This is a genomic window from Halorubrum sp. ASP1, from assembly GCF_005435135.1.
In the GTDB taxonomy this organism is placed as follows: domain Archaea; phylum Halobacteriota; class Halobacteria; order Halobacteriales; family Haloferacaceae; genus Halorubrum; species Halorubrum tropicale.
Genome location: NZ_SGUA01000009.1, coordinates 66,925 through 80,482, shown reverse-complemented (window position 1 = coordinate 80,482; position 13,558 = coordinate 66,925). Strand labels below are relative to the sequence as shown.

12 protein-coding genes and 1 pseudogene are annotated in these 13,558 nt (G+C 54.1%); 6 read left to right on the top strand and 7 right to left on the bottom strand.

Features of this window, described 5'->3' with window-relative positions; all coding sequences use genetic code 11:
• Positions 1-318 precede the first annotated feature (318 nt).
• A complete protein-coding gene (locus tag EXE48_RS13735; RefSeq protein ID WP_241992012.1) occupies positions 319-711 on the top strand; it encodes a hypothetical protein in 393 nt (130 codons plus the stop codon).
• 44 nt (positions 712-755) lie between these two features.
• Here EXE48_RS13735 and EXE48_RS13730 read toward each other — a convergent pair whose 3' ends face one another.
• Both EXE48_RS13730 and EXE48_RS13725 read right to left on the bottom strand, forming a co-directional pair.
• The gene (locus EXE48_RS13730) at positions 756-1,316 is read right to left on the bottom strand and encodes a hypothetical protein (RefSeq protein WP_137711815.1); all 561 of its coding nucleotides are present in this window, start codon (positions 1,314-1,316) and stop codon (positions 756-758) included.
• Between the two features lie 119 nt (positions 1,317-1,435).
• Entirely contained in the window at positions 1,436-2,341 is a 906-nt protein-coding gene (locus tag EXE48_RS13725; RefSeq protein WP_137711814.1) for a DUF7351 domain-containing protein, read from the bottom strand.
• A gap of 108 nt (positions 2,342-2,449) precedes the next feature.
• Here EXE48_RS13725 and EXE48_RS13720 point away from each other — a divergent pair, with 108 nt between their 5' ends.
• The 3 genes from EXE48_RS13720 (at position 2,450) to EXE48_RS13710 (ending at position 4,748) form a co-directional block, all read left to right on the top strand.
• Positions 2,450-3,211 carry a CPBP family intramembrane glutamic endopeptidase gene (locus tag EXE48_RS13720; protein ID WP_121600581.1) on the top strand — a complete coding sequence of 254 codons (762 nt, stop codon included), beginning with the start codon at positions 2,450-2,452 and terminating at the stop codon, positions 3,209-3,211.
• A gap of 342 nt (positions 3,212-3,553) precedes the next feature.
• Positions 3,554-4,189 (top strand): PH domain-containing protein, encoded by a 636-nt coding sequence (locus EXE48_RS13715; RefSeq protein WP_137711813.1) that lies wholly within the window; start codon positions 3,554-3,556, stop codon positions 4,187-4,189.
• Positions 4,182-4,748 (top strand): PH domain-containing protein, encoded by a 567-nt coding sequence (locus tag EXE48_RS13710; RefSeq protein WP_121600583.1) that lies wholly within the window; start codon positions 4,182-4,184, stop codon positions 4,746-4,748. The genes EXE48_RS13715 and EXE48_RS13710 overlap by 8 nt, the downstream gene beginning before the upstream one ends.
• A 92-nt stretch (positions 4,749-4,840) precedes the next feature.
• Here EXE48_RS13710 and EXE48_RS13705 read toward each other — a convergent pair whose 3' ends face one another.
• From EXE48_RS13705 to EXE48_RS19435, 3 genes and pseudogenes are all read right to left on the bottom strand, one after another.
• On the bottom strand, positions 4,841-5,596 hold the full coding sequence (locus tag EXE48_RS13705) for a helix-turn-helix domain-containing protein (protein WP_121600584.1): 756 nt from the start codon (positions 5,594-5,596) through the stop codon (positions 4,841-4,843).
• A 132-nt stretch (positions 5,597-5,728) separates the two neighbouring features.
• Complete coding sequence (locus EXE48_RS13700; protein WP_137705264.1) at positions 5,729-6,160, bottom strand: hypothetical protein; 432 nt, start codon at positions 6,158-6,160, stop codon at positions 5,729-5,731.
• A gap of 135 nt (positions 6,161-6,295) precedes the next feature.
• Positions 6,296-6,447 (bottom strand): annotated as a pseudogene (locus EXE48_RS19435) (IS6 family transposase); the annotation flags it as partial.
• 827 nt (positions 6,448-7,274) lie between these two features.
• Here EXE48_RS19435 and EXE48_RS13695 point away from each other — a divergent pair.
• Complete coding sequence (locus EXE48_RS13695) at positions 7,275-8,798, top strand: DUF6498-containing protein (protein WP_137705265.1); 1,524 nt, start codon at positions 7,275-7,277, stop codon at positions 8,796-8,798.
• A gap of 358 nt (positions 8,799-9,156) precedes the next feature.
• On the opposite strand, the gene EXE48_RS19110 is transcribed toward EXE48_RS13695, so the two are convergent.
• Complete coding sequence (locus EXE48_RS19110; protein ID WP_233561725.1) at positions 9,157-9,330, bottom strand: DUF5684 domain-containing protein; 174 nt, start codon at positions 9,328-9,330, stop codon at positions 9,157-9,159.
• 1,337 nt (positions 9,331-10,667) lie between these two features.
• Complete coding sequence (locus EXE48_RS13680) at positions 10,668-11,639, bottom strand: DUF3592 domain-containing protein (RefSeq protein ID WP_137704888.1); 972 nt, start codon at positions 11,637-11,639, stop codon at positions 10,668-10,670.
• 233 nt (positions 11,640-11,872) lie between these two features.
• On the opposite strand from EXE48_RS13680, the gene EXE48_RS13675 reads away from it, so the two are divergent.
• Positions 11,873-13,549 carry an ATP-binding protein gene (locus tag EXE48_RS13675; RefSeq protein WP_137711811.1) on the top strand — a complete coding sequence of 559 codons (1,677 nt, stop codon included), beginning with the start codon at positions 11,873-11,875 and terminating at the stop codon, positions 13,547-13,549.
• Positions 13,550-13,558 lie beyond the last annotated feature (9 nt).

Below are 13,558 nucleotides of genomic sequence, written 5' to 3'. Positions count from 1 at the left end.
AACAGCGGACGCTTTCGGTGATCACCTCGGCTGAGCCTCGAAGCACTGTGTCACCTCGTGGAACTCGCGATCAACACTCAGCAGAACCGTGAAATACGATTCACGGACGAAGTCGCAGTTGTTTCCTAGAGACACTCTATCAAACGGTTTCACCGCCAGAGACACCCCGAACGGGTTTAATCCAAAACCACATCAATAGCAATACGCCTTCCAACGATGAATCGACACACGCGTTCGTCACCCGACTCCGTCACGAGACGTCGAGTTCTCGCAATTGGTGCCAGTGCCGCCGTAGCGTCCACCGCCGGCTGCTCGACAGTGCTTGATGCGATCGGCAACCAAGTCTTCGAAGAGGTCAACCTCCTCAACCAGATGAATCAGGAGGTCAGCGGGTCGATCGAAGTCGTAGATCCCGAGGGCGAGACGGTCCTCGATACCTCGTTCAACGTCCCCTCGACCGAGTCAGACGGTGAGAGTAATATTGTCGCCTACGCCGACGTATGGACCACCACCGGCGAGTACCAAGTTGACTTGGAACTCGCGGATACCGTGATATCAGGGACCTCACGGCTGAATCAGCAATTTTCGATTACTAGTACTGAAGAGGACATCGTCGCTATCTCTATTGGCTCGAGCGATGAAAGTGAACCAATCGCGCTTCGAGTCGGAGAGTCGTTCTCGGATCTCGGTCAGACAAACGCGACCGGCTAACTGGGGACAAAGAGTTTCGCGAGTGTCCATCTGATAGCGGGGTCCTAGGCTGAATCAGCAACAAACAACACAAAGCGCCCGGCTGCGTGTACCAACACTGTCACCGGAAGCCCGATTGCGGCTGCTAGCACGGTAACTGAGAGTATTGTCGGAACGTTACCCACTGAAACCGCTAGTCCGAGCATTGTGAGGAACCCACCGATGAATATTCCCGCCGCGACCGTCTCTACTGCCCGGATGCTATCATATGCTAACGTCTGCGTACTGCGGTCTCCGACGAACGGGACTCCCCGACGATCCACCTCTAAATAGGCGTAACTGAGTAGCACGACTGCCAAACCGAGTAGTAAGACAGTACAGAGGAGAACGATGGCGGTTCCGCCGGCGAGTATCGACTCTTCTCCGCCGATCGCTGCCAATGATCCGAAAGCCAAAAGCGGGATAGCAAGTACTCCGAGCGCTATCACCACCACGGAAATCCCGGCCCAGACGTAGAGTCCGTTGCGTGAAAGCCACGTGTATGCTCGGTCTGAGTACGTGTTGGAGTGTGCTGTAGCTCGGTCAACCTCCGGGGTAGACCCGCTTGTCTGGGCGTCGTCTGTCATACCGGCTGATCGATCGTCTCCGGTATACCTCCTGTCGTGTGTCTCGGGCCGAGAAACACGGCCAAAGTCAGTGTCCCAGTGATATCTTCGCGGAGATCCCAACGGCGCTGCTGCCGCGGTCACCGTGTCGGTTCTGTATCGCTCACGTCGTAGCGCCGAACGCGACAATCTTCGTCGAGATCGAACTCAATTGACCCGTCAGCGAGACGGACTACAACCTGCGCGGCGGTTGGCACCGCGTCACCGGTACGTACGTTGCTCACCTCCGTAAGACTGTGCGGTCCGATCTGCGCATCACGCGGACGCAGACCGTGTGCCGCGTACAGTGACTCGACGGCGTGATGGCCGAGAACCGTCTGTGCGATCGGGATCGGATACGATAGCCAGCAGGTGTCACATGCCGCGGTGGCATACGGTACGTCTCGGTGGAGATACGTCTCTGGAACGGAGTCAGAGGGGAGCGATAAACCCGCCGCTCCCCAACAGTGCGGGCAGACCCCGTTACGCAAGAGCCGGACGTCACACGCGTGGTTTCGGAGCGTGGAGTCGATAACTGCGTCGAGTGACCGGTTTTCAGTTGCCCGCGGCGGCGTCGGGTACGCAACGGCGGCGCCGTGGTCCGGACAGCCAATATACAGGTGGTGCTCTCGGTACGCAGCGACGAGATGCCGATCGCAGTGGGGACACCTATACTCCAGCTCCTGCTCTTCGATTTCGTACCGTTTGTCGCCGTTCTGTGTCTTATAACTCCCCGCCCGAATTGCGGCCACAATCTCCAAGGCGGCTATTCGGGGACGATATCGCCCGTCCACCTTCTGAATGAAGTCGTCTTGAAGCTCGGACAAGTGGTTGCTGAACCGGCTCGTGTCCTCAACGCCGACTTGCTCTCGTAGCTCGGAGAACGTCGGCCACTCGGATGACCACGCTTCGTCGTACTGATCTGCGAGAGTTAACAGGATACGGACCCGTGTTTCGTCGGTCAACGCCGCATACGCTGACTCACTCCCCTCACGTTCACCTGTCATTGGTGCACAACACTGCTGTTGTTTCCGCTCGGGTATCTGATTTGTTACCGAATCAACTTAATAGTCGTCCAGATAACACTTACAACCCAATCACTCATTTCGTCATCTATGGTCGATTTGCCCTCCACGCTAGAAGCGGACGTGCCGAATCAACTTAATGATGAGACTGGTGCCGCCAGTGCGGTGGCGTTTCTCGCTTTCACGATACCGATCACCGTTTTGTTGAATTTGGCTGCCTCACTTGCTGCTGTCTCAGCCGTCAGTTCTGATGCCAGGGAGACGCTCATATTCATCGCTGGAAGCGCCGCGACCGAACTTTCATTTCTGCTCGTTGGCATCGGGTACGTTTCATTTCACTCGTCGTTCCAGGTTCCGGTTCACGTTCCAGACCGAGACTCTGTCTCTGCTCTCATCGGTGGACTGGGGATGAGTTTCGCAACCGCGTTCCTCTCGCTTGTAAGCACTGACGCGGTTCTTCCGAGTGTCGAACTCTCTCCTGGATTTATGCAGTACACAAACCTCGCAGCACCGACGGGTGTCGGCCTCGTCATCGCGGCAGTCCTGTCGCTTGCGTTGATCGGTCCTGTCGAGGAGTTCTTTTTCCGGGGCGTCATCCAGCAGCGGCTCCGTGCGTCGTTCTCGGCTAGAATCGCGATCGGTACGGCCGGCCTCGTGTTTGCGCTGTTTCACGTCTACCCCGTCCTCCTCCTGTCGCCGCCGATGGCCGCAGTTGCTCACATGACGCTTTATTACTCTCTGATGGGAGGGATATTCGGGTGGGTGTTCGAACGGTCGAATACCTTTGTCGCGCCTGCGCTCGTTCATGGTGTGTTTAATGCCGTGATATTTGTCGCGCCCCTACTCACCTGAGATCCGGTGAATTCGCGCTTCGAGGCTTGAAACACTGCTCTGGGATTACCATTCGAAAGGGTACACCGTTGAGGTAGCCGCCGGTCGGAGGCGGTATTCAGATAGGTATCCGACTGATGAGCATATCCCATCGCCGTGGCATAGTCTGGTGAGATCGCCCATCATTTTTTCCGCTCTCCATCGGCTTCTGGGACGGTTTTGACTGATCGACGCCAGCGATGGGGCCTAGCACTTGCTGCCGTGCTCTGTCTCCTTGATACCCGTTCAGCTACCTCTTGCGACACCGTGTTCCGAGCCGTGAATTTCCTCACTATTTTGTGGGTTGGTCATCTGGGATAATCCATGTCTGATACGGCCCTCCAAGACATATCAGAAGACGGCTCAACGGATTCCTCAGAGTTGGATCTCGACTGGCTCACGCTTGAAGACGGCGAGTCTATCCAGTGGTCAAGTACCCCACACAAGTACAGCGTCCTTCCTGCGTTTATCATTGGGATTCCGCTATCACTCGTCCTTATTGGCATCCCAATTGTTGCTGCGTCCTATCTTCAGTACACCAATACGAACTACGTAGTCACCAATCGTGGCCTCTACAGCAAACGTGGGGTACTCTCACGTGACGTCCAACAGATTGGGTTCGACAAAGTCCAAAACATCTCGTACTCACAGTCGGCGCTCGGCTCGTACTTTGGATACGGCTCCGTTGACGTCAGTACAGCCGGCGGATCTGGGATCGAACTTCAGTTTCGGAGTATCCCTGCCCCAGCCGCAGTTCAGGAGCTGATTGCTAGAGAAATTGATAGTCGACAGCAGACCGAGTCCGACTCGACGAAAGAGGATATTCTTGATTCGATTCTTACGGAACTACGCGTCATTCGGCGGGCCGTCGCCGATGACCAGAGTGGGTCCCAGACCGACTCGACTGCCTCGTCTACTGACGAGTCAACACATACTGACACAGGTAACACAGATGAGTGACGGCTGGTGGTATCAACACGACGGTGAACGCGTTGTCTGGAAGGGTCGCCCGCGTCTCTCAGCGGCTCTTCCAGACATAATCGTTGGAAGCTCTATTTCCGTACTTGCCCTTATCGGCGCTGTCAGCGTCAACCTTTGGTTGCTAATGGGGGTCCCTGTCGGCGTTGCGGTTCTCAGCTGGGGGCTACTCAGGGTACGACGGACGCAGTATCTCTTGACGACACGAGCAGTATGGGCGAAACGAGGCGTCCTCGGACGAACAATTCGTCGCGTCCGTGTCGATAAAATCCAGAACACTTCATTTTCTCAATCCGCCACAGGCTCGTTTTTCGGCTATGGGAGAGTGTCTGTTGAGGTCGCCGGAGGCCGCGATCTGGAGTTTCGCCGGGTTGATAACCCGAAGGATGTCCAGACGACGCTCGCGGAGTACATGGGTAGTGAAGAGTACGCAATCCCCGGGTCCCGAGAGCAGTGGGAATCTGTCCTCAGCCTTGTCCGTGAAATCCGCGCCACGGTGGCGCCCACCAGAGATGATAGCGAGCCTTTGACCGGAAAATAAGGGAGTTCATATTGGGTCTCAAACGGTCTGCTGCCAATATTGAAGGCTGTCAGTTACTGTCCCCCGTCAGCGTTAGCAGCGTCGGCGAGAGATCACGTGGTGACCGGGAGATTAGTTTCCGGTAGGATAACCCGTTTATAAATGATCAAGTAGGAAACTGTCGCGAGAAGATACACCCCGACTGTCGGCAGTGGCGGCCAGTTCAAAATAAAAATCACGAACGCTACCCAGAATCCGGCTAATAGAATCCCACACAGTGAGACGACATGTAACCCTTCCTGTGTCTGAACTTGGACGTCGCTCCCCGTCAGCAGCCGGACGCTGATCATCGCCACAGTAAGTGTCGCCCAAGTCAAGACCGGGAGCCCGAATACTGTCCATATGGTGACCGCTAACTGTGGAGACTCACTGAGCAGTATTGGCCACCCGACTATCCCGAGTGCTGCCCAGCCAATGCTCCGAAAGAACTCTTCTCGCAAGATTGAACGGACGCGTGGGTGGTCAAGGAATTCGCGGAGGGGGTGCGTTGGAGTAGTCTCATCGGCTGTCAGCGCTTGCTTTCCTTCCGGCGATAGCGGCCACTCCGACTCCGGGTGGTTGAGATAATACAGGGTCAGTGAATCAGCGAACGACTCCGTCGCGACGACCCCGTGTTCCTCGAGTTCCGTTAACCGGTTCCGGACAGTCACCTTTGAGACGTCTGGCTTGATCTGCTGTTGAATTTGCTGGAGCGAGAAGAACGGCCGATCTGCTCGATACATCGTTTCGACGACGTGGCGGCGGGTGAGTTTGGTGTTTACCCGCTTGTCCTGGGGCAGTTTTTGTGCGATCCAAGGTGGGAGGGCCATGTGTTATGGGTCGGTCACGCGCAATATCTTAGCGAGTCAAATTGTATGTTTTGCTCTGGCGGGGCCACAGAGCGGTGCGGTGCTGTTTCAGCAAGTGAGACCGCTCGGAGACTGCGAGGCCGGCCCAAAGAGTCAGGTAGTCGCTGTCGAGCCTCTGCCCGTCGGGTGAACGTACCAGTACCAGAGGGAAGTCACGGCCGCGACCGCGACGTAACCGAGCGTGATCCACTGAGCGGGGTATCCACCTCTTATGACGAGATACACCGCGGCGACACCCCCGAGCATGATCCCGAGGGCGAGGCTTACGGATATTCCGCTTGTCGTCTGGACGCGAAGATCTGACTCGGTCACGCTCCGGATTCCGATAGCACTTGCCGTCAGCACGGCCCAGGTGACCACGGGAAGTCCGAAGACCGTCAGGGGTGTCATGTTGAGCCAACTAATTTCCATCGTCGCTAGCGGCCAGCCGACGAGTCCGGCTCCGAACCAGACGATACTTCGTAGCAGTTCCGTGCGTACGATCTCGCGTAATCGTGGCGTCATGTCCACGCACTCGCCTAGCATAGCAACCGGTAAAGCAGCGCCGAGAATTTTGTGTTCACAGAGGCGGATTTTTCGAGCGCAAAGGAGGATTTGTATCCGGAAAGCAGAGGGATCGCGTCACGGACTGTCGCGCCAGGCTGTCACCAGCCGATCGTATTAATCTTGGCGTGAGATGCGGGAGACAGCGAAGGCTCGCAGCCAATCTTGAGCTGTCTCTAGCGCGACGTTGCTGAAACTATTCGTGGCCGAGAACTTCGTCGCTCTATTTTTCAAAAAATACGTTCGATGGCATTCCAATGTCCCCTGCGGGTACGAGTAACGGCTTCGTGGCAGAGTCAGTGATCGACAGTTCATAAAGCTCAGATCCTCAACCATCCGAATCAATGGGAGTAACATAGTGATCCCGGGGACCCCACGATATCAGTCGAGGGGGCACGTCACTCTGTATACTTAGACCGATACGTCTCGTCGGGTCTGTATTATTAGCTCTTAGTTACAGGGAGATCCAGCGCACAGATACTACCGAAGACGATGATGCGTATATTTCAATATCCAACCCCTGTGAGACACGGGTTCTACGAGCAACCAGAACTCAGCATCTGTAAGCACTGGCGGGAAAGGGCCCTCGACAGGCTGTTGCCGGGAACAGAACACTCAGTTCGACGATTGAGAGGTCATTTAGGAGCCAGTTCCCGAAATCACATTGCTTGTCGCCCGCTCGGTACAGATCTTTCAGCACTACCCGCGGTAACTCAGTAACGACAACGTTGAGAGCCATGTGCTTACAACAGACACTCTATCCGATCGGACTGGCCAGTACCAACATTGCGATAGGCTGGCTGTCTTATTACTTATCTGAGCCGATCCTTGGGGGGCTGCTCGTCGTGGTTGGGGTCTTTGTCATCCTCACCTCAATAGGAAGTACTCTCAGTCGGTATAAATCCGTACTCAGTGATCAACACTGACTACAGCAACCATGGCTTACTACTATTAGATTCGCTACCGGGTATGTACATGAATGCCCTCCACAGCACCTGTTCAAAAGTCACGAGACAGAACTGTGATTGATCCTCGGGATATCTGTGTTCCACGCCCAGGGTACGCGCAGCTGGTCACTTCGCCACCACGTCCGTAGATGAGCTCAGCAGCGACAACTCACGACACAGGAGCTAGTCGCATCCCAGATCCCGAACTATTGGCTCTTCTCGTGGCGAATCTGGTTCCGATTGTCGGGATTGTTGCGTTCGGCCTGTCGATTTTAGAGCTGCTGACATTATATTGGCTTGAGTTCGGCGTCGTATGTTTTTGGGCGGTTGTTCGAGCGACGTTTGCCGGGCGGCCAATGGAACGGAACGGGGATCCAATCCTGTTTGGGGCGATTGCCACAAAACAGACCTCCATTTCACTCCCGCTGACAGGTGCTAATATCCGACTACTGACTATTCCGACACTTTTGTTCGTAGTACCAATTATAATCGGACTGTGGCTATTCGTCGGGGCACTGGTTGTTGGCCCCGTGGCAACCGCAAATCCGGATGCCAATATCTCGTCGTGGCTCATTATTGGCGCGCTTGGAATCTTCATCGCGGAAGGATGGCGAACAGTCACTACGTACTTCCGAGATGGTGATTACCAAGGTCATAATGTCGCAACAGCTCTTCAGAGTGTCGTCACTGAGGGCGCAACCGTACTCCTCGCGAGCACCATCGCGCTGCTCACCGCAGCTCTGGTGGTTTCTAACGGTGGGGCTGGAGAGACCTCTCGTGCAGTTGAACGGGTTGCGACGGGACCACTTGTCGCTGTAGTAGTCTCGATTAGGCTCCTCACCGATCTCGCAGGATATTATCACGATGGCCGACTCGGTGCGGGACTGTGGTCACTCGTCGGTCGTGGGGAGGCGTACAGTCCCCCAGAGCGTAAGACGATTGAGACAACGCTATCAGGAAATCCCACAGATCTGCGCCCGTCGCTCTCGGGACGACTGCTGCCTACGGCGTCACATTTCCGGACACACCCTGGACCGTGGTTGCTGACACCACTCGCCTTTCTCGCCGCATCACTTGCTGTATTCGATGGTGCTATCCAAATAGCGGGTGGCATCATGCTTCTCGGGATCGGCGTCCCGCTTGGTCTCATCCACCTCGACTACTGGATCCGGTACGTTGGTGTTGAATACCGGTTAGATTCGAACACTATTGTTGCGACTGATACCCTGTTTCAAACCCCTCTTTGGCGGTACGAATCGCTAGCTGATCATGAGATCCGAGTTGAACGTGACCCCGTCGATAGGTGGTTGGACACCTCGACGGTATTCGTTGACCGCGGTGACAGGCCGACCAAGCTACCACGACTCGGAGATACGACCCCAATCACGGACTCACTTGTTGGCGCGAGTCCCGCTGACAATGACGCTGGTGCCAATTGGAACGCGAATACGAACGGGCCAGACACTATGGTGGAAGTTGGCATCGAATTGCTGCGGTTAGACAGTACAGCACCTCGTACGTCGCTTGCGTCGATGGCTCTGTTTGGAGTCGTCTCACTGATTGGGTTGGTGATAGCTGCTGAGTTTGAAGGCGGCGTAGCAGCAGGCGTCTTCGTATTTTTGTTTACTGCGATTCCGCTCGTCGGACTTATCATATATCAAATCAAACAATAACTAACGCTGTTGGCCCTCCAGTATTAGGCTGCGGTTCCACGAATTTGGGACACTAACCCATACTGGAGAGGTGTCGGTAGTAGATACCTCTATTTGACAAATGGATAGTGCTGGTGGACGGGGCGGAGGGCCGTCCTTCCAGCGGGGGTGATCAATGGAGCGTCGCGGGGGAGTGGGTGAGCCTCCCATCCGTTGGGGGAGGTGAGCGATGGGAGAGACTCAGCGACCGGATATTTGTTCAAGACCGCCTCCGGCCGGCGGCTACCTGTATCTAATACTGGGAATAGTATCAAGCCCGTAGCAGCGTTTCATCGGGAGAAACACGGCGCAGTTGGGCCTCAATCGGATTCTTTGAGTGTTAGGCCACGCTCCCAGTTGAGCCAGTGGCATCGTTATACTGGTAGCCACCGAACCCGAGAAGTGGGTAGAAAATGAACGATATGAAAGTGAGTCCGAGACCAAATAGAACCCCCTTATTGAATCTGCCAGCGACATCGATACTAACCTTCAGCGTGGCGAAGAAGTTGATCACCGGGACGAAGAACAAAGCAATACCATGCGTTTCCGCTCACCTTGACCAAGACGTAGAGATTGTATATCGGAACAATCGCAGCCCAGCCCGGTTTACCAGCTTTCTCAAATACTCTCCAAAGTCCGGCAAAAATCAAAATAATGAGTCCTAGTGTAACGAACAATTCAACATTGGTACTACCTGTTCCTTCTATCGAAACGGATGAACTCAATGCTGATCGCATCAATCACCGAATTCTCACACATTAATAAGAAATCCAAGTCACCGTTTCACGCTCTGAATTACGACCGGTAGAACGCTTATAAGCCGAGGTGTGTGTCACGTGTAATAACGGTATACCCCTGAACCGAGAGCACCTCGTCACGATACCGATTCGCGATTAGCTGTTGTGGGACACGTCGTAGTCCGAACCGTCGATTTGAGGTGTATGTCACGTCAATAGTTGTGTATTCACCCGAGCTGCTAATTGTCGACGTATATGTGGCCCATGGTTGGTCATCAACCGTAACTTCTGACTCAATTACACATCCACCACCTGCTGTCGAATCCGTTTTCGTGTGCACAGTCATGTCGACCGATCGAAGTCCAAACAGGTACGAAACGGAATATATTGCTGTGTCACCCTCTGTGAAGACCTTCTCCGCCAGACCCCATTGAATTGCGAGAACAGGCGGTAGGGGGCCGGAGAATTCGTCCATAACAGTATCAAGATCGTCACTAGTTCGAAGTCGGAACGTCCCATTTGACTGCAAAATAGGAAACCGAACCCCAATGATGAGGATGGCTGCGACGAGAACAGCTTGACCCAATGCTGTCACGAGATATGTGCCGACGAATACCAACCACGCGAGAACGACGACAAGTGCGTTGAGTGGACGTTCGCGTCTAAGATATTGCTGTGCGACATCAACCGCTTTTTGTGAGCGCTCAGAATCCGTGGAGGGCATCGTGGAAACCGTTGATGACAAGAAATGTTACTCTTATGTTTTGATACAACTTTTCAATATTAGGAGAGGTTGAAACGGTGAACACAGAACTAAAATAAAGCAAATGGATCTATTACCTAGCACCATCACTAACTGACGAATTAGGCGCCATCGTGGTGATTAGTAGACATGTTTGATGATATCTTTGAGTTCATCTTTGAACTACTGCTAGAATTGGTTCCAAACGTGATCTGGAAGGTTCTACTGAGTATGGTCGGGATCGCGATGACGGTCTTTGGCGCGACAAAAATCACAGAGTCAACACGACTAGGGGCCGCACTGATTGTCGTCGGTACATTTCTGTTTGTAGGCTCTCTCCTCTCGTTGTACCGATCGAGCTAATTCTTTTTATCACGACGCCGTCACGAGAACGAACGCGACGATACCGATGAGGAACACAATGAGTGCGAACACGAAGCCGGTCAGTTTCACTCGACGGCCATAGATATCGAGGTCGTCTCGGGAGTACATGATTGTAACGAGGCGAGACGGATGTCGGAACGGGCTCGGTGGCCGTGGGTCTGGAATGCGTTCACGCAGTCGTCTGTATTCGGTAAATGACCAAATGCCATAGAGTGTGAGCCCAAAGACAAACCCTAAAACCGATAGAAGGGCCGAAAAGAACGCGAATCCGACCGGGTCAGTCACACTGACCTGTAGTGATGATCCCTCCGAATTCAACAGAAGTGCCACTATAGTTACGAGAGAAAGGAAAAACACAGCTGGTGTAAACAACATGAGACGCTTACTAATTCGAGATAGTGTGTCCCGATTGAACCCGAACACCGTGTCATATCGAGTTGGCTCGCGTTCAGTTGTTTGACTGATCCCTACATTTTGGCCAGGGTTACGTGCCCCAATCGCATGAAGTGCTGTCAGGAGCGCCAGAAGACTCCCGAAGCCAATGAATCTGAACGGAGCAAATATCGTTTGTTGCTTGAGAAACCCTCCACTAGGGTTGTCGGGGGTAACGTAGGCTGTCGCTGTCTCGTCCGACTCGTACGGCTCAATAATACGTTGAGCGTCACTTCGTACGGTGTATATCGGCCCCGTTGAGCCTGGGAACACCTGTTCGCTCGTATATTCACGCCCCTGATATTCGTAGGTGTGCTCAACTGAGATGCGGTAGTAGAAGCGACGGCCGTTGGATCTGCTTATACTAGTGTCAACAACAGTTGTTTCGACAGCGACAGCATCGTGAACAGCGTTCGATTGCTGGACATAGTCATAAGCTCCATACCCAGCGATACCGAGTCCGAGAACGAGCGTGAGAAAAATTACCGGCGTGACCGTGACAGCCACTCCACGGACAGTAAACTCCATTTTACCTAAGCCTTTTCAAGAAGACAAACAAGAGTAAATGAAGTGTTTCACCGTTAGCAACAGCGGTCCGCTGCTCGATCGACGTATTTGTGTTTCCGGACCAGTAACAGACATAATCAAATTATGGATGAATCAGTTGAACAACCAGCGTGAGTGACCGCAATGACATCAGTAACTGTCCAGCGGTTCAACGCTGTTCCATCTAAAAATCCGAAAGCGAATGCCCTCCACCAATGCTGCTCTCATTAGGACTCTCAGTTGCCGTTGATGTCGCCGCTGTTGGCCTCCTGGCGTGGGTAACATGGCACACTGCGAAGGATCGATCCCCGCCAAATGCTGTCCCCTTTGCGCTAATGACCAGCAGTCTGTTGCTATGGGCACTGCTCTCGCTGATTTCTGAATTTCCGAACGCGTGGGGGGTCGGATCGAATTTGGCTGCCATCGCACAGGTTGTCCCGGTCGTGTTTCTTCCCGCGATGTGGCTGGTCTATGTCCTTGGATATATCGGCCGAGAGACAGGCTTTACTTCCCTCCGAGGGGCGTTGTTTGTTCTCCTTGCGCTTCCGCTGATTGGGGCAGCAGCCACGTTCGAGGGTGACCCAACGCGGGAAGAGATCCGTCGCTCACTCGCGTCACTCGTCGGTACTGAACTGTTTTTATTGTTCATAATTTACGTCTACGCAGCGTTTCTCTTCCTCAGGTACGGTTGGAACCACGGGCGTGTTTCAAGGACACAGGTTGGGATCCAGCTGGGAGCAATCTCAGCACCATACATTATCGGGGGCTGGCTGGACGGGAGTTTGATTATCGATGGAGTCACTGGCGGGTTGTTAGTTTCGGGTGTGTTACTTGCCGTTGCGGTTCAACGCTATCCGGTATTGACGGGGTTCCCGAAGGCAGATTATGTCGCGCGGTCACGCGTCGTCGAATCGCTTCAAGAGGCGGTTGTCGTCGTCGACTGGGAAGCAAATATCCTTGATGCCAACGTGACAGCTGAAGGCTTGTTTGGGTGGGCGACACGAGATGTGATCGGGACACCACTCAACGTGGCTGTTGACGGATTCGACGGGATAGATCTGTCTGCTGGTACTACAGAGGTCGTCTCGCTTCAGACGACAAAGGGCCGACGTCAGTTTCAGTACACGGTCTCCGATGTCGAACGCCACGCGGGTGACAGCGACGAGGAACCCGTGGCGCGGACAATTGTTTTTCGAGACGTGACCGATCAGCGAACCCGTGAACAGCGGCTCTCAGTACTCAATCGAGTGCTTCGACACAACGTCCGGAACAAACTCGACGTGATCTTAGCGCATGCGGATCACGTAGAAGACGACACGCACCGGACAGTCATTCAAAATAGTGCCAGCGAACTCGCCTCGGTCAGCCGGAAAGCACGGGAAGCTGAAGCAGTTATGACCGACAGCGTTAGCGCCCCGTCAACGGTCGACATTGCTGCGGTCGCCCACGAAGTCGCCGCAACGGCCCGCGATGACTACCCGGATAGCAGCATCTCAGTCACTGCTCCGGAGCGGCTACAATTGACCTCCTATCGAACTGTTGTGCGACGGCTTATGACAGAACTCGTCGAGAACGCTATTGTTCACTCAGATGACCCCGCACGAGTCGATATCGAGGTCGAAACGACAACCGATGAAATCCCGCAGCTCCGCATCGCAGACAATGGGTCCGGGATTCCGGACCGAGAACGTGAGTTGTTGACCGAATCGAATGAAACGCAACTCGAGCACGGACTTGGTGTCGGACTCTGGTTCGTTAATTGGGCAGTAAGCCAATTAGGCGCTGAACTTGAGTTTCAGTCTACTGGTACCACAGGCACTACGGTAATCGTTCGTTTTCATCGGAACAGCGAGTCGATGCGGCAAGACTCAGACGGTAGTCACAGTAGGTAACAAGCGTAT